Consider the following 19,404-nt stretch of genomic DNA (forward strand, 5'->3'; position numbering starts at 1 on the left):
ACCCCGCAGCCGCAGCTTGCGAGGACTGCGGGGTGCGCGGGTGCTCGCGCCCGCGCCAGTGGCACAGCGCTGACAGGACCCGCCCCGGTCAGCACCGGCGACATCCTTGCAACCGAGGCTCACGGATCAGCTCAGCTACCTAGGATGGCCGACTGTCCGCGACCCCGGAGGCGACCCATGAAATTCGGCATCTTCTACGAGCTCCAGCTGCCGAGACCGTGGAATGACGACTCCGAGTACGTCCTGTTCCAGCAGGCGCTCGACCAGATCGAGCTGGCCGACAAGCTGGGCTACGACTACGCGTGGGAGGTCGAGCACCACTTCTTGGAGGAGTACAGCCACAGCTCCGCGCCCGAGGTGTTCCTGGCGGCCGCAAGCCAGCGCACCAAGAACATCCGGCTCGGCCACGGCATCGTCCAGCTGCCCACCAATCACCCTGCACGGGTGGCCGAGCGGGTCTCGACGCTCGACATCGTCAGCGGCGGCCGGGTGGAGTTGGGCATCGGCGAAGGTTCGTCGGTCACCGAACTTCATCCGTTCGACCGCCGCTTCCGCGACAAGCGCGTCGTCTGGGAAGACGCCGTGCGCTGCCTCATGCCGATGTTCCAGGAGGTGAACCACTCCTACGACGGCGAGATCTTCAAGTTCCCGGCCCGCAATGTCGTGCCGAAGCCCTACCAGAAGCCGCACCCGCCGCTGTGGGTGGCATGCAGCCAGCTCGACACGATTGTCATGGCCGCCCAGCGGGGCATGGGTGCGCTGGGCTTCTCGTTCGTGTCCGCAGATGCCGCCCGCGCCTGGGTGAACTCCTACTACAACAACTACCTCAACCACCTCGACCTGCTCTGCGACTACCAGACCAACCCCGGCGTCGCCGTGGTCAGCCCGTTCATGTGCGCCGAGACCGACGAGGAAGCCCAAGCCAAGGCCGAGGGCTGGACGTTCTTCCAGTTCTCGCTGGTCTTCTACAACTCCCACGGCCCGGTCGAGCCGGGCTCGGTCAACCTGTGGGACGAATACCAGGAATGGAAGAAGTCGCCGAAAGGCCAGAACGCCAGCAACAACGTCGGCCTGGTCGGCTCACCCGACACCATCCGCCGCAAGCTGGAGATGTACGAGGACGCCCATGTCGACCAGCTCATCCTGCTGAACCAGGCCGGCAAGAACACCCACGAGGACATCTGCTCGAGCCTCGAGCTGTTCGCTGCCGAAGTGATGCCCGAGTTCCACGAGCGTGACGCCGAGCACCAGGACTGGAAGTCAGCAGTGCTGGCCGGCGACATCGTCCTCGACGACATCGACACCGACCTGTACCAGGTGATCACCAACCAGACACCGGTGGAGAAGCGCGAGGAGATCGAGCGCAAGCAGCGCGAGGCCCGCGCCCGTCAAGCAGTCGGACTGAGCTAACTCAGCAACTGCGTCGATTCAGCCGCCGGATCAGCACAGTTCGGCATCGGCTCCTTCGCCGGTGAATTCAATGGCATCAAGTTGATGAGGCATGACTGTCCGTTCTGTGTTCTTGTATTCGAGAACACAGAACGGACAGTAAACTCATGTTGTGCCAAGACGGACAGCCGCCGCACTGGAGGACGATGCGCTTGAGGCGCTGGCTGAGACGCTGGCGCACCTCGGCGTCGCCGCTAGGACGTTGTCGAGAGGCTCTCGGAGCGACGATCACGCGGCTGATGCCGTCGTAGAGATCGGCGGTCAGCGATTCGACGTCGAGGTCAAGTCGGTAGTCACCGCAGAGCGAGGACGGCGACTGGCTGCCGGTGCCGGGCGGCGAGCGCCGTTGCTCGTCGTTGCCGATCGCATCGCCGACGACGCCAAGCGGACTCTGCGCGAAGCAGGAGTGAACTACCTCGATCGGCGCGGAGAAATGCGACTCGTGGCCCCCCCGCTGATCCTGGACACGGTCGTCGAGTCCACGCTCGCCGAAATCGGCGGGTTCCGAAATTCACTCGACAGTCAGGTTGCCAAGGAAGTAGCAATCTGCTGCTTGTTGACTCCCGACGAGGCCCATGGAGTCCGCCAGACAGCGCGGCTCATCAACCGTGCACCGAGCGCTGTTTCCAGCGCCATGGCCGGGCTGAGAGATGACGGCCTGCTCACCGCATCAGGTGAGCCGCTCATCCCAGACCTTTTCCACGAGTTGACGACGTTCTGGAAACGGCGAGCAGTTGCATTGGCGGCATTGCCCTCCACCCGTCCTCAAGACGCGCAGCGGTTGGGACTCGGACTCAACGAGCCTGAGCACACGCCTGGCTGGGCACTCACTGACACTCGCGCCGCAGCGTCATGGGGCATGCCGATTCTTGCGCGAGGGGACTATCCGCCAGATTTCTATGTGCCCTCCGACTCGGTGGTACGCGCCGCTCGATTGCTGCTCGGCGATGCCGACGATCCCGCCGTCAGGGCATGCACTGTCGCAGCGACGCCGGTGAGGCTGGTGTGCCTGCACCGTCTCGATCACTCCAGAACATCGAAGGAGCGGTGGCCCGTAGCCAACCACATCGTCGTTGCACTGGACATCGCTCAGGACCAGGCTCGCGGCCTCGAAGCCTTACAACAGTGGAATCCTGAAGGGATCGTACGTGTCTGGTGACCCCGTCGTCCTTGTCGGCGATCGAGGTGGCCGGATTCGTTCGTATGTCTCTGCGTTGTCCCGCTTCCCTGCTGAGCCTGCCTGGACGGTGATCGGCGGCTTCGCCGTCAATGTCCGCATCACCCACGTCCATCGCCTCACCAACGACATCGACACGGTGAGCCGCGATCAGACCAAGCTCGTGGAATTGCTCGTCGCCGCGCCGAATGCGAACCAGCTCAGTGCCGCAAGGCTTCAGCTCAAGCATGAGGCCGCGACAGTGTTCGTCGATGTCATGGCCGACACAGCCGGGATGCCACTGCCAACGGAGGCCGCCGAGCGCGCTTTCGCTCTCGCCCGGCGGCTGGCCATGGCCACCAGCGAACCAACCGATCTCGTCATTGTCGAGAGCGGTGAGATCGTGGTCGAGACAACGGTGCCGATGGCGACATCATCTTCGCTCATCGCTCTCAAGGCCGTCGCCATCGCTCGGCGTCCGCAAGGTGGCACGCCGGAGAAGATCGGCTCGGACATCCACGACCTTGTCCGTCTCGTTCACGGCTGCGACTTCGACATCGTCGCCAACTCGATCGCCGGAGGCGGCAGCGAACTCTGCCAATGGGTCAAAGCGACCTTGATGAAGAACTTCTCGCCCGATCAGGATCTCCGGTACACCTTCGCTCGCCTCCGCCGCCTAGCCCGATCCATCGACGCTGAGGCACTCACCGAAGAAGATCTCGCCGTCGTTGCCGATCTCGCCCGCGCACTGCCGTCGTAGCGTCGGCGGCTACGCAGCCAGTAGGCGATAGCGAGATGAGGAGGCAGGAGTGAGCCTGGACCGGATTGTGGCAGTCGACTGCGAGACGACGGGTTTCGCACGGCACGATCGCATCGTGGAGATCGCCGCTGTCGAGCTCGACGTGAACAGCGGCGACGTCGTCGACGAGTTCGAGTCGCTCGTCAATCCGATGCGAGGGGTGGGCCCGACGCACGTCCACGGCATTTCGCAGTCGATGGTCGAAGCGGCGCCGACGTTCGAGGAGCTGGTCGACACGCTGGTGCCGCGGCTGCACGGAGCGACGCTGGTCGCCCACAATCTGCCGTTCGATGTCAGGTTCCTGCGCCAGGAGTTGGAGCGCGCGGGTGTCGCGTTTCATCCAGGGAACGGCTACTGCACCTACCGCGCGACGAAGCTGACCCTCTCGCAAGCCTGCGCGCATTTCGGCATACCGTACGAAACCCAGCATCGCGCCCTGGTTGACGCCCGAGTGACGGCACGGCTCGCCGCCGCGCTGCATCCGCGGATTCCGGTACTGGCGAACGCATCGACGGGTTGTCGTATCAGTTCTTGAGCTGACGAGCACACCGGCGTCGGCGTTCAAAACGACTGGTGAATGCCGTCCAGAATGGAGCGTAGGAGGCGTCCATTCAGTAGCGCGGCTGTGTGGCTGACTGAGCTGTGCGGCTGGCTGAATCGAGAGTGTGCCAGCTCAGCGGTTGGCGAGCCAGTCAGCGATGGCTTGGCCGATCTCGTCGGGGCTGTCTTCCTGGCAGAAGTGATTGCCCGCGACGGTCACCTCGGTCTGGTTCGGCCAGGTGCGGCAGTACTCCAGCTGAGGGCCGTTGAGAATCGCGCCCGGATCGGCGTTGACCAGCAGCTTCGGCACGTCTGAGCCGGCCAGCCATTCGCCGTAGTCGAGCACGATCTGGGTGACGTCGGCCGGCTCGCCCTCGATCGGGATCTGGCGCGGCCACGTGAGGGTGGGACGCCGGTGCTCTGGCTCGACGAACGGGCGTCGGTACTCGTTCATCTCCTCATCGGACAGCTTGCGCTGGATCGAGCCGGGCAGCACCGCTTCAACGAACAGGTTCTTGGTGATGACCATCTCCTCGCCGGCGGGCGACCGGAAGCCCTGGAAGATGCCGGCCGCTGCTTCGGGCCACTCCGCCCAGCTCATCGGCCGCACGATGGCCTCCATGTAGCAGAGACCCGCGACGCGGTCACGGTGCCGGTTGGCCCAGTCGAAGCCGAGCGCCGATCCCCAGTCGTGGATCACGAACGTGATGCTGTCGCCCAGGTCGAGCTGGTCGAGCAGGCCGTCGAGGTACTCGCGGTGCTCCACGAAGCGGTACGAGTCGGGCCCGGTGTCGTCCAGCTTGTCGGAGTCGCCCTGGCCGATCAGGTCAGGCACCACGACCCGAGCGTGCGGCCGCACGTGGGGCACGATGTTGCGCCACAGGTACGACGACGTCGGGTTGCCGTGCAGGAACACGACCGGATCGCCCGATCCGGAGTCGTGGTACGCCATCTGCTTGCCGTTGACGGTGGCGTAGGACTTGGACAGCGGTTCGGCAGAGAGGGTGGCCATGGGTGCTCCTCGGGGTTGTGGGGGTGCGCCGGATCGGCGCCACATCATGCCCGCCCCGTCCCACCGATGCTCAGGCTGCCTTCGTGGCTAGCGGTACGAGACGGGGATGCCCTCGTTGGTGTAGGTGACCTGGGGATCCCACAGCAGCCAGTCGCTGATGCCGAGGTCGGCTGCGGCATCGATCTGGGCGCGCACCTCTGCGGGGCCGTAGTTCACCCGCATCGAGAAATCCTGCAGCCACGGCACGACGGCTGTGTTGGTGCCGGCAAGCACGCGCTGGAATTGGGCCAGTGAGGCCCTGGTGATGTCGTAGGGCTGCGCCTCTGGGTGGACCACGCCGTACTCACCGCGCCCCCAGTGCGACGGATACACCATGGGCGCCACATAGTCGACGTGGTCGGACATGGCGCCGATGTCCTGCGCCACCCACTCGCCGCGGTCTGCCGCGATGCCGAACACCGAGACACCGTGGAACACCTGCGCCTCGCGCAGCATGGAATTTGCCTCGGCCAGGAAGCTCACGATGACCGGCGACGGGTCGCTGCCATCCCAGCCGGGAATCCGCATGCCGCTCAGGTCGCCTTCGGGCCGGCGCATGTAGTCCCACAAGATGTCGTCGATGCCGGCTGCGGCTGCCTCGGCGGCAATGTCCAGGTTGTATTGCCGCACGATCGGGTGGTTGAAGTTGGTAAACCCGCCGTAGTTCGACAGTGGCCTGCCGTCGGGCGTCTGCAGTACCCAGTCGCGGTCGCCGCTGGCCGTGGCGTAGCGGGCCAGCGTCGGATCCCTGAAGGCCACAATGCGCCCGATGACCCGTACGCCGAGGTCGTGCAGCTCCTCGATGGCTTCCCGCAGGTCGTAGAGCTCTCTCGACGCACCTGACAGCTGCGCCAGCCGGACCTCGGTGCGGTGGCCGATGCGGCCGTCCTCGTCCTTCAGATCGAGCTGTACTGCGTTGATGCGGCCTTGCTCGATGAGCTCCACTACCGACTCGCGCAGCCCGTCGTGGTCCCATGCAGCTGCCGTGACGTGAACTCCCGTGGTGTGCGGGTAGCCGATGGGCACGATGACGTCGAACTCGGTGGTGTTCCCGGCAGCGTCAGTGGCGATCACCGGCACCGGGCCGCCGGGCGGGCTCGGCAAGGTGAGGCTGAATGAGCCCGAAGCCGTATCGACGCGTTGATCTCCGATCTGCAGCGATACGCCCGGCTCGACCGACCCGGCCAACACCACCGGCTCATCCAATGCCACTGGCTCGAAGACCCTCGGCAGCTCGACCGCTGGAGGCGTCCCGTCAACCGTGAACGTAACCGCTGCCGTTGCCGTGCCGAAGAAGCGTCGATCGACATCGAGCGTCACGATGTGAGCGCCTTCGGTCAGCTCCGGCACCGGCCACACGATCCGGTTGTCGTAGCGCTGCACTCCGCTCACCGGGAAGCCGTCGAGCAGCATCTGTGCGGAGGTGACATCACCGCCGTCGATGCTGAACTCCAGGACAGTCCCGGCCAGCCCAGCCGGGCGCAGCATCGCGCCGTCGTTGATGCCCGAGACGGTGATCTCGGTGACGCGCAGCGCATTCATCGCCACGAAACCCACACCGATGGTGGCAGCGATCAGCAACATCGCGACGATCACGCGGCCCCGGCCACGGCGCCTGGGCGGCGGCCCGGCGATGCCGATGACGGCGCGGTCGGCCGCTCGGCGCGCCCGCCGGCTCAGGCCGGTCGCATAGAGCGGCGCTTCGGGCTTCGGCGGCCGCCACGGAAAGCCCCAGCCCTCGGCGGGGTCGGTCGGACCGGTTGCCTCGTGCCCATCGGGGCCGCCGGCGAGATCGCTGCCGACCAGCGACGGCCCCACTTCGTGGCCGTGTCGGGTGAGCGACCAGCGTGCTCCCCGCAGCCCCGGCACTGAGCCGGTCTGCGACACGATGCCCGATTCCTGCAGGGTGCCGAGCGAGGTCTGCACCGTCTGGCTGTCCAGCGCCACAGCCGCGCTGATCTCGCCGATCTCAGCCGTCCCCCCACGGCTGAGCAGTTCGCGCAGAATGCGCCTGTCGGCGGGCGCCAACAATGGCATCGGATCGAGTGTATTGAGGCCGCCAGATGGCCTTCGGTCAGGCGTGCCGCCGCTTCAGCCCAGAGATGCCTGGGCGGGATGGCGGGCCGTGACCGTCGTGGTGATGCCGCCCCGCACCAGCCAGCGCGTTTCAACCGTGGCCTGCTTGGGGGCGACGGCCGCCACCAGGTCGTCGAGGATGCGGTTGGTGATGGCTTCGTGATGAACCGGCTCGTCCCGGTAGCTCCACAGGTAGAGCTTGAGCGACTTCAGCTCGACGATGCGACGATCGGGGACGTACGCGATGTCGACTGTGGCGTAGTCGGGCTGCCCGGTGACGGGGCACACGCAGGTCAGCTCCGGCGTGGTGCAGCGCACCTCGTAGTCGCGGTCGGGGTAGGGGTCGTCGAGCGCGATCAGGTCTCTGGACGGTTCGCTTCCCATGTCGGAACTCCTCGGCTGGCGGGCAGAGGTACCCGTCAGTACGACAGGGTGGCGTGCGGGGTGTTCTCCGCCAACCCGAGCGGCGTCACAGCGACAAACTCGGTGCGCTCGGTGAATTCCGCCAGGCTGCGGGCGTTGGTGTAGCTCATGGCGCTGCGCAGGCCGGCCATCAGCTCGCCGATCAGCTTGCCCGCCTCGCCCCGGTAGGGCACGGTGCCTTCGACGCCTTCAGGCGCCCGCTGCTCGAAGTACTCGTCGTCGATTTCCTCGCCGTGGCGCTCGGCTCGGGCCTCGATTGCTTCGAAGCTGGCCATGCCGCGGATGCGCTTGCGCAGCCCGTGCGGGCCCTGCTCGACCTCGCCGGGACTCTCCTTCGTTCCGGCGAGCATGCTGCCGATCATCACGGTCTCGGCACCGACGGCCAGCGCCTTGGCGATGTCGCCGGAAGTCCTGATGCCGCCGTCGGCGATCACTGGCACGTCAAACCCCGCGTCGGCCAGCCCGTTGACCACGCTGTCGGTCGCAGACAGCTGCGGCACGCCGACGCCGGCCACCAGCCTGGTGGTGCAGACCCCGCCCGGTCCGACGCCCACCTTGATCGCGTCGGCGCCGGCTTCGGCCATGTCGATCGCGCCGTCGATGGTGGCCACGTTGCCGGCGATCACGTCGGTGTCGGCGAAGTGGTCCTTCAGGCGGCGCACCCCGTCGATGGCGTGGTCGGCGTGACCGTGTGCGATGTCGAGCACCAGCACATCGGCTCCGGCCGCCACCAGCGCCTTGGCCCGGTCTCCCATGTCGTGGTCGGTGCCCACGGCGCCGCCGGCGACCAGTGAGCCGTCGTCGGCGTTCTTGATCGCGGCGATCTGGGCTGCTTGCGCGTCGATTGGCATGAACCGGTGGACGATGCCGGCGCCGCCGAGACGGCCCATGGCGATCGCCATCTCGTGCTCGCAGACCGTGTCCATGTTGGCGGCGATCACCGGCAGATCCAGCGGGATACTGCGGGACAGGCGAGTTCGCACTGACACGTGGCTACGGCTGCGGATCGACGACCGCTGCGGCACGATCAGCACGTCGTCGAAGGTCAGTCCGGTTCTCAGGTCGCGCAGTTTCATGAGCGGCCCCAAGCTACCGTGAGCCGCCATGAGCCCCCGGCGCCGGACGGTAGTGACGGTGCTCGTGCTGCTCGCGATCGTCGCAGCAGCGGCGATTGTCGGCGTCTGGCGCGTGCTCGGCGATGCCCCCGAAGAGGTCAGCCTGGCTGAAGCGGTCGAAGTCGCCGAACAGGCGCAAGAAAACCCAGATCCCCCAGCGTCGCCGACCACTGCGGCGGCGAGCAGTGAGGTCGCCGGGAACGATGACGCTGCCCCCGATGCCGCAGACGGCGACGCCGCGGGCGTGGACGACGGCGACAGCGCTGGTGTATCGGGAGCAAGCGACGGCGATAGCGACGCGGCCGCGGCAGCTGACGCCGCAATGACTTCGACAGCGGAGCTGGACGGCACGTGGGCAGTGGATGCCGAGACCGGGGAATTCACCCTGGATGACGCCACTGGCTCGTTCGCTGGCTTTCGCGTTGACGAGGAGCTGGCGCGCATCGGCGCATTCACAGCCGTAGGCCGCACCGGCGATGTCAGCGGCACGTTGGTGATCGCCGAGGAATCTGTGACTTCCGTGGAGATTGAGGTTGACCTGACCACGCTCCGGACCGACGACAGCCGCCGCGATGGCGCGGTCCAGCGAGCACTGGGCACCTCTCAGCACCCCACGGCCACGTTCTCGCTCACCGAGGAATTGCACATCGACGGCGCCGTGGAACTCGGCGGGTCCATCAGCCTCATGGCATCGGGCGACCTGACGGTCAACGGCATCACCCAGCCAGTGACCATCGACATCGAAGCCCAGTTCGTCGGCAGCGTCATCGCCGTCGTCGGCTCGGTCGAGATCACCTTCGCCGACTTCGACGTGACCGTGCCGCAGGTGCCCATCGTGCTGTCGGCCGAAGATCACGGAATCATGGAGTTCCAGCTGCTGTTCAGACGCTCTTGAGCGTCTGAAGCGTCGGACGGATCGGCGCCGTTGGGCGTCGGAACCGTCAGATACAGCGGCGCTCCTCATCGAAGCGTTCGCGCAGCCGGTACTTCTGGATCTTGCCGCTCGGCGTCATCGGGAACTCGTCGACGATCACGAGTTCCTCAGGCCAGAACTGGCGCGTCACCTGTTGGTCGCCCAGGAATTCCGTGAGCTCAGCCAGTGTCGGCGCCTCGCCGACGGGCTGAACGAACGCGCAGCCGATCTCGCCGAGTCGTTCATGAGGCTTGGCGACGATGGCGACGACACCGACGCCTGGGTGTCGCAGCAGGACATCTTCGACTTCCTTGACAGGGACGTTCTCGCCGCCGCGGATCACCAAGTCCTTCGTACGGCCCGCGATGCTGATGTACCCGTCGCTGTTCATGACCGCCCGGTCGCCGGTGTCGAACCAGCCTTCTGTCCAGGACTGCTCAGTGAACTCCCGCCCGGCCATGTAGCCGGCGAACAGCGCGCTGCCGCGGCATTGCAGGTCGCCCTCGGCGTCGGTTACTGCCTGGCCGGTTTCGTCGATCACCCGCACCTTGTTGTCGTCCACGGCGCGGCCGTCGGTGAGCCGGCGCTCGAGCGGGTCGCTGGGCCGGCCCACGGTCAACAGGCCGGTTTCGGTCATGCCCCAGCCAGGCATCACCACGCAATCGGGCAACAACTCGAGCGCACGTTCGAGCACCGGGCGCGGGATCGCTGCACCCGCACACAGGAATCGCTGCCACGTGGACAGGTCGTAGCCGGCCAGATCATCGACGTTGAGCACATCGGCGAGGAATGGCGTTGCACCCATCGACAGCTGGATCCGGTGTTGGCCGATGAGCCCCACGAACTCCACCGGGTCCCACACGTCCTGCATGACGACGTGGCCGCCGGTGTAGAGCGGCAGCCGCATCCCGTACAAGTAGCCGGTCTGGTGGCCCAGGGTGGAGGCCATGTGGGTGACGTATGCCTGCGGCGCGCCGGCGCCAGGGTGCGGATCGAGCCCCTCGCACACCGTGTCGAGGAAGGCATCGACGGCCACCGACAGGATGTTGTGGGTGTGCATGACGCCCTTGGGCAGGCCGGTAGTGCCCGAGGTGAACATCATCTCGCACACGTCATTGGGCCCCGGCCGGCACAGGTCGACGGCGGCGCGGTCGTACGACGAGAACCGGCCTTCCTCGACCAGGTCCTCCCAGGTGATCGCGCCCTCCGGCAGCCACGACTCGTCCCCGTCGGCATCCGACTGCAAGGTCTCGGGCGATGGCACCACCACCAACTCGGTGACCCATTCGCAGCGCTCGCGCAGCTCGGCGTGCATCTCGGCGAGCTTGAAGCCCCGGTAGCTGTCGGCGGTGACCACCACCATCGGCCGGCCGAGTTCGCTCATCACCGTGAGCTCGTTGTGCCGGAAGATCGGTGCCACCGGGTTCACCACCGCTCCGATGCGGTCGCATGCCACCGCCGTCACCACGAAGTGGCGCCAATTCGGCAGCTGCAGCTGGACGACCGTGCCGGGACGGACGCCGATCTCCAGCAGGCCCTTGCTGACGGCATCGATGTCGGCGCCGAGTTCGCCCCAGGTCATGGTGCCGAAGCGATCGGTGATGACCGGCTCGCCGGCCCGCTCGGCAGTCCACCTGTCGATCCGCTCGTCGAGCAGCCGGTTCGGCCACGCTCCCGAAGCGCTCAACTCGTCGATGCGCTCCGATGCCAGCGTCGTCTCGAAGAATCGCTTTGCGGACATCGGTGTCCCTTTCGGCGACTGGGCCTAGCCCTCGCGGAAGCGCGGAAGCACCTCCGCTGCCCAGAATCGTTCACTCTCTTCGATGTAGCTCATGGGCGAGGCGGCGCTCAACACGACGGTGCGCGCGCCGGCGTCGATGTACTCGCGCAGCCTCGCCTCGCAGCGGTCGGGATCGCCCGCGATGGCGAACTTGTGAACGAGCTGCGAAAAGTCTTGCGCGTACTGCTTGGACAGCCGCTCGGCGGCGTACTTGACAGCCGTGTCGTTGTCTTCGTGACAGCAGAAGAACACGAACAGGCCGGGCTCGACCGGCGTCGGGTTGCCTTCGTCTTCCCGGTAGCCGGCGATTGCCTCGATTGACTGCGCGAGCCGCTCGGGCGTGTACATGTACGGCAGCCAGCCGTCGCCGTAGCGTGCTGCCCGTCGCCACGCGGCATCCTGCCTGCCTGAAACCCACACCGGCGGCGGCGATGCCGGCTTGGGAGCCAGCGTGACGCCGTTCAGGGTGTTGAAGCGGCCCTCGAACGTGACGTCGTCTTCGGTGAACAACCGCCGCATGATCTCAAGCGCCTCATTGGTCCGGGCGCCACGTTCGCGCACCGGCACGCCGCACGCCTCGAACTCCGAGGGCATCTCGCCGCCCACGCCGACGCCGAGGTGGAAGCGACCACCCGAGGCCACATCGAGTGAGGCCGCGAGCTTGGCGCACAGCGCCGCCGGGTAGAGCGGGATGAGCGTGATCGATGTCATCAGCTTGAGCGTGGTGGTGGCGCCCGCTGCGACCGCCAGCGAGATGAAGCCGTTCGACGTCGGCACGTGGAAGAACACGTGCTCGCCGGTGGTGGCGTAGTCGTAGCCGAGCGCTTCGATCTCACGCGCTGCCCCCGCAATGTCGTCGCTGCGACGAATTGCCAGCCCGAACTCGATCTTGCCGTTGGCCGGTGTGCTGTCGCTCATTGCGTCCCCCTGTGTTTCCCGCTCATGTGAGCTTCGCTCACGGGCCGCTCGAGCCCGGGGCTTGCCGCTCCTGTGGAGCGAGACGGTAGCCGCGGGTGCTAGGCCAAGGCCGTGAGCACAACAACTGACTCTGCAACCACAGCCCAACCGTCCCGCATCGACGCTCTGCTCGACCGCTGCAAGCGCGAGGTGGAGTCGGGCCTGCTGCCGAGCTGCCAGGTGGCTGTCGGATTCGAAGGCGAGATCGTTGCGCAGGCCACCTACGGCGATGCCACTGACGAGACCCGCTATTGCATCTTCTCGGCCACCAAGCCGTTCGTTGCATCGACGATGTGGCAGCTCATCAGCGAGGGGGTGGTGGAACTCGACGCCACCGCAGCCAGCTACGTGCCGGCGTTCGGCGAGAATGGCAAGGACCAGATCACGGTGGAGCAGGTGATGCTGCACACGTCGGGCTTCCCGCACGCCCCGCTGAAGCCGCCAGCGTGGGACACCTCGGAGTCGCGGCTGGCAGCCATGGCGAACTGGCGGCTCAACTGGGAGCCCGGCACTCGCTACGAGTACCACCCAACCTCGGCGCACTGGGTGCTTGCAGAGATCATCAACGCTGTCACCGGCAACGATTTCCGCGACGAGGTGCACGAGCGTGTCACCGGCCCGCTGGGGCTGGGTCGACTGCTGGGCTTGGCTGCCGACGACCAGGACGGCATAGCGGAGCTGATCCTGGTGGGAGAGCCGGCCACGCCCGACGAGCTCGAAGCGACGTTCGGCGTGCGTGAACTGCCCATGACCGAGGTCACCAACGAGGCAATCCTGCGATTCAACGAGCCGTCGGTGCGCGAGGTGGGCGTGCCGGGCGGCGGGGGGTTCGGCACTGCGGTCGACCTGGCGCTCTTCTACCAGGGCCTGCTCCACAACCCCGGCGAACTCTGGGACCCTGCGATGCTGGCCACGGGCACCGGCGAGGTGCGCAACACCCTGCCCGACCCCATGGGCATGCCCGCCAACCGCTCGATCGGGCTGTTCCTGGCCGGCGACGACGGCCTGTCGAACATGCGCGGGCTGGGCCGGACCGTGTCGCCGATGGCATTCGGGCACAACGGCGCCGGCGGGCAGCTCGCCTGGGGCGATCCGGCCACCGGGCTGTCGCTCGGCTACACCACCAACGGCTACGACGAGCACGAAGTGCGCCAGCCCCGCCGCGACACTGCGATCGGCAGCCTCGCGGGTCTCTGCACCACCCCGGACTGACCCCCGTCGCGGACGTGGTAGCAACGCGGACGATGCGACTCCTGGTACTGCAGCACATCGACTGCGAGCATCCGGGCCGGCTGCGCGACTTCCTGCGGGCCGACGGCGTCGAATGGACCGCCGTCGAGCTCGACGAAGGGGAGCCCATCCCGCCGCTGGAGGACTTCGACGCCATGTGGGTGATGGGCGGCCCGATGGACGTGTGGGACGTGGAGGACTGCCCCTGGCTGGTGCCCGAGAAGCGGGCCATCCGCCGCTGGGTGCGCGAGCTGCAGCGACCGTTCTTGGGGCTGTGCCTGGGGCATCAGCTGCTGGCCGATGCGCTCGGCGGAACCTGCGGCCCGCAGCGCCCGCCTGAGATCGGCGTGCTGGCCGTGGATCTCACGCCGGAGGGCCGCAGCGACCCGATCTTCCGCCAGATGAGCGACCGCCAGCACGCGCTGCAGTGGCACTCGGTGCAGGTGGCGCAGCCGCCCGACGATGCGGTCGTGCTCGCCAGCTCGCCGGAGTGCCGTGTGCAGGCGATGCGGGTCGGGCCGCGGGCCTGGTCGATGCAGTACCACGTCGAGGTGGAGGACGACACGGTGCGCAATTGGGGTGCCATCGACGCCTACCGAGAGGCCCTGGAGTCGACGCTCGGGCCCGGCTCGCTGGACGCGCTCGCCGCCGACGCCGACCGCGCCATGGTCGGTTTCGCCGCCGACGCCGAGCAGCTGTACCGCAACTTCATGGCGGCAGCATTCGACTAGCGGGCGGGAGGCCGGCAGTGGTCCGCCTCACCATCGTGTGCCGCGAACGTCGGGGCTAGCTTCGGGCCGTCATGAATCAGCCCGCCAACCCTCATGGTCGCGACTCCTCGACCGTCCACGGGGCGCTGTCGGGACTGCGTGTCGTCGACCTGACCGGCGACGCAGGCCGGTTCGCGACGAAACTGCTGACCGAGTTGGGCGCCGACGTGGTGAGGGTCGGCACCGGAGCACCGGGCCTGCCGCTGGCCGATCCGGCTGCGGCAGCGCTGGGCGGTGTCGCCGACTGGTGGTACGACGGCGGCAAGCGCCGCTGCCGTGTGGACCTGAGCACCGCTGAAGGTCAAGACGCCTACCGCCGATTGGCTGACGCTGCCGACATGGTCGTAGAGACCGAGCGCCCCGGCAGGCTGGCCGACGCGGGTATTGACTACCCCGACATCAGCACCGACAACCCAGCGCTCGTGCAGGTGTCGATCACGCCATTCGGGCGCACCGGCCCGCGGGCGCAGTGGCTCGGCTCCGACCTCGTGGCCGCTGCGATGGGCGGGATGATGGGGCTGACGGGCCTCGCTGACCGCCCGCTCAACGTCTGGGGCCGCCAGGCGTACAACTACGCGGGCTTCGTGGCGGCGGCCTCGGGCGTTGCGGCGGCATTGTCGGCCCGCTCGACGGGCCGGGGCGCGCATCTCGACCTGTCCGTCCACGAGACGGTGACCGGTTCGATCGAGAACCTGTTCATGCAGTACTTCTTCGACGACGTGCTGCCGCTGCCCAAGGTGGCCCCGCGCCAAGGGGCGCTGCACTGGCTGCGTGCCTACGACTTGGCGGAGTGTGTGGGCGGCGACGGCGGCTACGTCATGATCACGCCGACGCCGACACCCGACCTGCTGCTGGAGTGGATGGTCGAGACGGGATCCGACGAAGTCGACAAGTGGATCGGAATCGACCCCGGCGAGCTGCTGCTCAGCGTGGACGAGGTTATGGATGCCGTCCGGCGCTGGATCGCTCCGCAGGATGCGCGCGAGGTCTGGTGGGAAGCGCAGGAGCGGCATGTGGCCTTCGGCGGGGTGCTCGGCATCGCTGAGGTCTGCGCGAACCCGCAGTTCGCGCACCGGGAGTTCTTCGCCGACGTCCTGCCGCCCGGCCGGACCGCTGCGAACGGTTCACTGGTATCGGCCCGATCGATGGACACAGGCACAGGCAGCGCCGCCGGTTCGGTGACGTTGCCGGCGCGCTTGGTGCGATGGAGCGATACGGGTCGATCCGGATCCGTGCCGCCCGGCACCCCAGCCGCTGCGGACACGTCGCTCGAGGAGATATTGGCGTTGTGGGCTGCGCCCGCGGGCGAAGCTCGCAATGGCGACATCGGCAGCGTGGCCGGAGCAGCGTCGTCGGGGAACGACGCCGACGACCGGCGCCCGCTGGACGGGATCCGTGTGGCCGACTTCACCTGGGTGCTGGCCGGACCGTCGGCCACCAAGCTGCTGGGCGACCTCGGTGCCGACGTGATCCGCATCCAGAGCGAGGAGCGCTCGACCCTCGTCAACTCCCCGGACTTCCCCTACTACTTCGTGTGGAACCGCTCCAAGCGCAGCGCCACGCTGGACATGAAGCATCCCGACGCCTTGGCGGCAGCGCGGCGGCTGATCGAGACGTGCGATGTGCTCATCGAGAACTTCAGCGCCGGCGTGCTCGACTCGTGGGGTCTCGACTGGGAAACCGCGCACCAGTGGAACCCGCGGCTTGTCTACGTGACGATGTCGGGCTGCGGCCACGACGGACCGTGGCGCCATGTCATCTCGTACGCGCCCACCGTGCATGCGGTGTGCGGCATCACCCACCTGACCAACTTTGCCGACCGCGGCGACGTGGGGCCGGGCTTCTCGCTCAATGATCACTTGGCCGGATTCGCCGCGGCGGTCTCGACCGTGGGCGCGTTGTACGCCCGCGAGCGAACCGGTGAGGGGCAACGCATCGACATGGCACAGCTCGAAGTGGGCACCTACGCGATCGGCGCCGCGATCATCCGCCAATCGGCTGGCGTGCTGCCGCCGCGGCCTGAGGGCAACCGCGACGGCATTGCCGACCATGTGCCCAACGAGGTGTACGCGACGGGCGACGGCTTCGTGGCGGTGACGGTGACCGAGCCGGCGCAGTGGCTCGGGCTCGTCGGCTTGCTTGCCGATCCCCGGCTTGACGATCCGTCGCTCGTCACCGAGGCAGCCCGCCGGGACCGCAGGTCGATGATCGATGCCGTGCTGGGGGAGTGGTCTGCCGGTCGCACCGCAGCTGAAGCAGCCGATGCCCTGCAGGGTGCCGGTGTGCCGGCGGGGCCGGTGCAGGACTCACACCAACTGTTCACCGACGATCCCCAGCACGCCGACCGGGGCTTCTGGCAAGCGGTGGATCATGCAGTCTTCGGCGAGCGGACCGTTGACGCGTTCGCGGGGTTGTGGAACGGCCGGCGCTGGACGCCCCGCCATCTCAGCCCGGCGTATCTCGGCGAGCACAACTTCGACGTCTGGGCCGATGCCGGCTACTCGCCGGAGGAGATCGCCGAAGGCATCGGCGACGGCCTGTTCCAGTAGCCGGTCAGCCGGCGGCCACCTCTGCAAGGAGCGAGAGGATCGCGTCGGAGGTCTCGCGGTCCTGTTCGATGCGGTCGTCGGTTTCGTACGTGATCTTGCGGGCGATGCGCGTGCCCGAGTCGCTGACGGCTGCGATGTGGGCCCGGTCCTCACCGCGCCGGGGCGGATCGGTCACCAGCGCAGCCGTGCACGAGATGCCCGCCAGCGGCCACGGCTCAGTGCCCGGCTTGGGCGTCGAGACCAGGTACTGCGCCCGGGCCAAGCAGCCGTCGGCCATCGCCAGAGCGGCCTCATCGGACACATGCGGCTCCAGCTCCGAACCCATCAGCTCATACAGCGACTTCACCGAATACGGCACGCCGGCCTCGAGGATCGTGCGCGAGCCGCCCGGCACCGTCAGCAGGTCGCTGACGGCCAGCATCCCGCCGCCGGTCACCGACAGCACGATGCGCAGCGGCGAGTCGTGAATCGTCCGGATGGCTGCCAGCCGCTCGCTGGGCGTCATGACGCGGGTCATGACGTCACCGTGATGGCTTGACGGCTGTAGGTGCTGTCGTCGAGCTGATCGACGAGAAAGCCGGCGAGGGCGGCGCGGTGGATGCGCTTCGTCCGGCCCGCATTGGACGCGGTGACAGATCGGCTTTCCAGCTTGTCGGACAGCACCGCGGCTCGGACGATGGTCCAGTCCGCGTTGCTCCGGCGCACGACTTCTTCTTGGGCTTGATGGTCGGCGAAGACGTTCCGCAGCATGGTCTTGAACATGAGTTTCGAGCTGATCGGAATCTGGACCCAGCTCTCGCCGACGCCCGCCGCCGACACCACGACGAGCCGGCCGACACCGTGACGGTCGGCAGCGTCGACGATGTGCCGCGTTCCGCGCGTCAGCGTCGTCCGGTCCCGCAGATTCGTGCTGCCGAGGCACACGATGACGGCATCGTGGCCGGCGACGGCATCTGCGACGACCTCAGCGTCGAAGACGTCGCCTCGCGCGAGCGTCAAGCGGTCCTCGGCACCCAGCCGTTCCACCGAACGCCCGAAGGCTGTCGCCTCATGGCCGTCATCAAGCGCTCTGCGAACTGCATGCTGGCCCGTCTTGCCGGTCGCTCCGAAGATGATGACATGCACAGCGGCTCCTCAATCGGTACAGCGACGCCGTTCGTCAGTGCCGCGACTGCCCGCAGCAAGCTACTGGCGAGATGGTCCGCGTCTCAGGTGGCTCTGCTCTGCGCGGTTCCGGGACCACAGGCTTCACTCCTGCGCGGATGTGCGGCTGCCCATCGACCTGCCTGCGTAGCTTCTTGGGGTAGACACGGAGTATGCACTTCTACCCTACGCTGGTACTGTGAGCCTGAACATCAAGAACGAGGAAACCTGCCGACTGGCTGAGGAACTTGCCGAGATGATGGGTGAGAGCAAGACGGGCGCGATCACCCACGCACTGCGCGAACGGTTGGAGCGCGAACGGCGCCGACGCGGTGTCGAGGCTCGTGCGAACGAGCTGTTCGCCATCGGCCAGCGGTGTGCAAGCCGTCTCGCCGCGGGTCCCTCTGCGATCGAGCACGGTGATTGGCTCTACGACGAGCACGGTCTGCCGCGGTGATCGTGGACACGTCGGCCGTGCTGGCTGTGCTCTTCGATGAGGCTGACGCGGGCCGGTTCGGGCATGCGTTGGCGCAGGCGGAGTCATGCCGCATGTCGGCAGCGAATTTCCTCGAAGCGGCGCTGGTGGCCGAGGGTCGGGGAGAAACGGCGGCCGGCGACGATCTGGACCTGCTCCTTGAGACGGCCGGTGTCGAATTGGTTGCGGTGACCGAAGACCAAGCGCGCGCAGCGCGCCGAGCATGGCGCCGCTATGGCAAGGGACGTCACGCCGCTGCGCTGAACTTCGGCGACTGCTTCGCCTATGCGCTGTCACAGTCGTCCGGCGAACCGTTGCTGTACAAGGGCGCCGACTTTGCCGCCACCGATGTCGGCTCGGTGCTCGGCGTGACATGAGCAACGCTGGTGAGTGCTCGCTCACATCGCCGGAGCGGCTCTTCGACCAAGTCTGAAGGTCCATGCCGTTCAGAGTGTCGTTTGATGGCGAGATATCTGAGGATGCGCTGATGCCCGGTAGGGAGACATCGAAGACTGACGAGAGCATCCTGCTTGATTCGCCATTTGCTCGACTGGAAGACATTGGCACGGAGGCGCAGGTGGTGGGGGTGGAGCCGGGGGGTGCGGTCACGGCTGTGGCTGTGCAGTGGCATGGCAGCCAGGCGATCACCTTGACGTATCGGCGGACGGACGGCTCGCTGGGCGAGCGGGTGCTGTTCCGCTCCGATGAAGCGGGGCTGCGGCTGCAGGCGCCTGAGGCGACAGGATCGTTCACGTTCGACGGCGACGGTCGGCTGTTTCGCCTTGCGGCTGAAGCGCGGCGCATCCGCTTGGCGCACCTGTTCGATCCGTATTTGGCATTGGATGCCAGCCGGGTTCGGCCGCTGCCGCATCAGATCGAAGCCGTCTACGGACACATGCTGCCCCGCCAGCCGCTGCGGTTCCTGCTCGCTGACGATCCGGGCGCCGGCAAGACGGTCATGGCCGGCCTCTACATGAA

At 67.2% G+C, this 19,404-nt stretch carries 18 protein-coding genes and 1 pseudogene; 11 read left to right on the top strand and 8 right to left on the bottom strand.

Annotated features, from left to right (window positions below):
• Positions 1-177 precede the first annotated feature (177 nt).
• From VI480_RS04710 to VI480_RS04725, 4 genes are all read left to right on the top strand, one after another.
• Complete coding sequence (locus VI480_RS04710; protein WP_323671663.1) at positions 178-1,410, top strand: LLM class flavin-dependent oxidoreductase; 1,233 nt, start codon at positions 178-180, stop codon at positions 1,408-1,410.
• 151 nt (positions 1,411-1,561) lie between these two features.
• Positions 1,562-2,608 carry a hypothetical protein gene (locus tag VI480_RS04715; RefSeq protein WP_323671664.1) on the top strand — a complete coding sequence of 349 codons (1,047 nt, stop codon included), beginning with the start codon at positions 1,562-1,564 and terminating at the stop codon, positions 2,606-2,608.
• Entirely contained in the window at positions 2,598-3,365 is a 768-nt protein-coding gene (locus VI480_RS04720; RefSeq protein ID WP_323671665.1) for a nucleotidyl transferase AbiEii/AbiGii toxin family protein, read from the top strand. Before VI480_RS04715 ends, VI480_RS04720 begins: the two co-directional genes overlap by 11 nt.
• A 49-nt stretch (positions 3,366-3,414) precedes the next feature.
• Entirely contained in the window at positions 3,415-3,939 is a 525-nt protein-coding gene (locus VI480_RS04725) for a 3'-5' exonuclease (RefSeq protein WP_323671666.1), read from the top strand.
• Between the two features lie 138 nt (positions 3,940-4,077).
• Here VI480_RS04725 and VI480_RS04730 read toward each other — a convergent pair whose 3' ends face one another.
• The 4 genes from VI480_RS04730 to VI480_RS04745 all read right to left on the bottom strand — a co-directional run bounded on the left by VI480_RS04730 (position 4,078) and on the right by VI480_RS04745 (position 8,570).
• Positions 4,078-4,956 carry a haloalkane dehalogenase gene (locus VI480_RS04730; protein ID WP_323671667.1) on the bottom strand — a complete coding sequence of 293 codons (879 nt, stop codon included), beginning with the start codon at positions 4,954-4,956 and terminating at the stop codon, positions 4,078-4,080.
• An 87-nt stretch (positions 4,957-5,043) separates the two neighbouring features.
• Complete coding sequence (locus tag VI480_RS04735; protein WP_323671668.1) at positions 5,044-7,032, bottom strand: putative glycoside hydrolase; 1,989 nt, start codon at positions 7,030-7,032, stop codon at positions 5,044-5,046.
• 54 nt (positions 7,033-7,086) lie between these two features.
• Positions 7,087-7,455, bottom strand: coding sequence for a preQ(1) synthase (queF, locus tag VI480_RS04740; RefSeq protein WP_323671669.1), 369 nt, complete (start codon positions 7,453-7,455; stop codon positions 7,087-7,089).
• A 35-nt stretch (positions 7,456-7,490) separates the two neighbouring features.
• On the bottom strand, positions 7,491-8,570 hold the full coding sequence (locus tag VI480_RS04745; RefSeq protein WP_323671670.1) for an IMP dehydrogenase: 1,080 nt from the start codon (positions 8,568-8,570) through the stop codon (positions 7,491-7,493).
• 28 nt (positions 8,571-8,598) lie between these two features.
• On the opposite strand from VI480_RS04745, the gene VI480_RS04750 reads away from it, so the two are divergent.
• Positions 8,599-9,504: a YceI family protein gene (locus tag VI480_RS04750; protein WP_323671671.1), complete on the top strand. Its 906-nt coding sequence runs from the start codon at positions 8,599-8,601 to the stop codon at positions 9,502-9,504.
• A 46-nt stretch (positions 9,505-9,550) separates the two neighbouring features.
• Here the strand turns inward: VI480_RS04750 and VI480_RS04755 are convergent, their stop codons facing one another.
• Together VI480_RS04755 and VI480_RS04760 are read right to left on the bottom strand one after the other, a co-directional pair.
• On the bottom strand, positions 9,551-11,263 hold the full coding sequence (locus tag VI480_RS04755; protein WP_323671672.1) for an AMP-binding protein: 1,713 nt from the start codon (positions 11,261-11,263) through the stop codon (positions 9,551-9,553).
• A gap of 24 nt (positions 11,264-11,287) precedes the next feature.
• Positions 11,288-12,220: an LLM class flavin-dependent oxidoreductase gene (locus tag VI480_RS04760; protein WP_323671673.1), complete on the bottom strand. Its 933-nt coding sequence runs from the start codon at positions 12,218-12,220 to the stop codon at positions 11,288-11,290.
• Positions 12,221-12,331: 111 nt separating this feature from the next.
• Between VI480_RS04760 and VI480_RS04765 the strand changes: the two genes are divergently transcribed.
• The 3 genes from VI480_RS04765 to VI480_RS04775 all read left to right on the top strand — a co-directional run bounded on the left by VI480_RS04765 (position 12,332) and on the right by VI480_RS04775 (position 16,808).
• Positions 12,332-13,471: a serine hydrolase domain-containing protein gene (locus VI480_RS04765; protein WP_323671674.1), complete on the top strand. Its 1,140-nt coding sequence runs from the start codon at positions 12,332-12,334 to the stop codon at positions 13,469-13,471.
• A 32-nt stretch (positions 13,472-13,503) separates the two neighbouring features.
• Positions 13,504-14,220, top strand: coding sequence for a type 1 glutamine amidotransferase (locus tag VI480_RS04770; RefSeq protein WP_323671675.1), 717 nt, complete (start codon positions 13,504-13,506; stop codon positions 14,218-14,220).
• A 71-nt stretch (positions 14,221-14,291) separates the two neighbouring features.
• The gene (locus tag VI480_RS04775) at positions 14,292-16,808 is read left to right on the top strand and encodes a CaiB/BaiF CoA-transferase family protein (RefSeq protein WP_323671676.1); all 2,517 of its coding nucleotides are present in this window, start codon (positions 14,292-14,294) and stop codon (positions 16,806-16,808) included.
• 4 nt (positions 16,809-16,812) lie between these two features.
• Here VI480_RS04775 and VI480_RS04780 read toward each other — a convergent pair whose 3' ends face one another.
• Together VI480_RS04780 and VI480_RS04785 are read right to left on the bottom strand one after the other, a co-directional pair.
• Positions 16,813-17,325: a hypothetical protein gene (locus tag VI480_RS04780; RefSeq protein ID WP_323671677.1), complete on the bottom strand. Its 513-nt coding sequence runs from the start codon at positions 17,323-17,325 to the stop codon at positions 16,813-16,815.
• Positions 17,322-17,933, bottom strand: coding sequence for an NAD(P)-dependent oxidoreductase (locus VI480_RS04785; protein ID WP_323671678.1), 612 nt, complete (start codon positions 17,931-17,933; stop codon positions 17,322-17,324). Before VI480_RS04785 ends, VI480_RS04780 begins: the two co-directional genes overlap by 4 nt.
• Before the next feature lie 217 nt (positions 17,934-18,150).
• Here VI480_RS04785 and VI480_RS04790 point away from each other — a divergent pair, with 217 nt between their 5' ends.
• The 3 genes and pseudogenes from VI480_RS04790 to VI480_RS04800 all read left to right on the top strand — a co-directional run.
• Positions 18,151-18,408 (top strand): type II toxin-antitoxin system VapB family antitoxin, encoded by a 258-nt coding sequence (locus VI480_RS04790; protein ID WP_323671679.1) that lies wholly within the window; start codon positions 18,151-18,153, stop codon positions 18,406-18,408.
• Positions 18,405-18,803, top strand: a complete 399-nt coding sequence (locus VI480_RS04795) for a type II toxin-antitoxin system VapC family toxin (RefSeq protein ID WP_323671680.1) — start codon at positions 18,405-18,407, stop codon at positions 18,801-18,803. Before VI480_RS04790 ends, VI480_RS04795 begins: the two co-directional genes overlap by 4 nt.
• Before the next feature lie 110 nt (positions 18,804-18,913).
• A pseudogene (locus VI480_RS04800) lies at positions 18,914-19,404 on the top strand (hypothetical protein); the annotation flags it as partial.

The organism is Candidatus Poriferisodalis multihospitum, assembly GCF_028283155.1.
GTDB classification, from domain to species: Bacteria; Actinomycetota; Acidimicrobiia; order Acidimicrobiales; family Poriferisodalaceae; genus Poriferisodalis; species Poriferisodalis multihospitum.

Coding starts and splice junctions, on each gene's coding strand:
- VI480_RS04770 (WP_323671675.1), top strand. CDS start 13,504: ATGCGACTCCTGGTACTGCAGCACATCGACTGCGAGCATCCGGGCCGG.
- VI480_RS04755 (WP_323671672.1), bottom strand. CDS start 11,263: ATGTCCGCAAAGCGATTCTTCGAGACGACGCTGGCATCGGAGCGCATC.
- VI480_RS04730 (WP_323671667.1), bottom strand. CDS start 4,956: ATGGCCACCCTCTCTGCCGAACCGCTGTCCAAGTCCTACGCCACCGTC.
- queF (WP_323671669.1), bottom strand. CDS start 7,455: ATGGGAAGCGAACCGTCCAGAGACCTGATCGCGCTCGACGACCCCTAC.
- VI480_RS04710 (WP_323671663.1), top strand. CDS start 178: ATGAAATTCGGCATCTTCTACGAGCTCCAGCTGCCGAGACCGTGGAAT.
- VI480_RS04745 (WP_323671670.1), bottom strand. CDS start 8,570: ATGAAACTGCGCGACCTGAGAACCGGACTGACCTTCGACGACGTGCTG.
- VI480_RS04735 (WP_323671668.1), bottom strand. CDS start 7,032: ATGCCATTGTTGGCGCCCGCCGACAGGCGCATTCTGCGCGAACTGCTC.
- VI480_RS04750 (WP_323671671.1), top strand. CDS start 8,599: ATGAGCCCCCGGCGCCGGACGGTAGTGACGGTGCTCGTGCTGCTCGCG.
- VI480_RS04760 (WP_323671673.1), bottom strand. CDS start 12,220: ATGAGCGACAGCACACCGGCCAACGGCAAGATCGAGTTCGGGCTGGCA.
- VI480_RS04775 (WP_323671676.1), top strand. CDS start 14,292: ATGAATCAGCCCGCCAACCCTCATGGTCGCGACTCCTCGACCGTCCAC.
- VI480_RS04780 (WP_323671677.1), bottom strand. CDS start 17,325: ATGACCCGCGTCATGACGCCCAGCGAGCGGCTGGCAGCCATCCGGACG.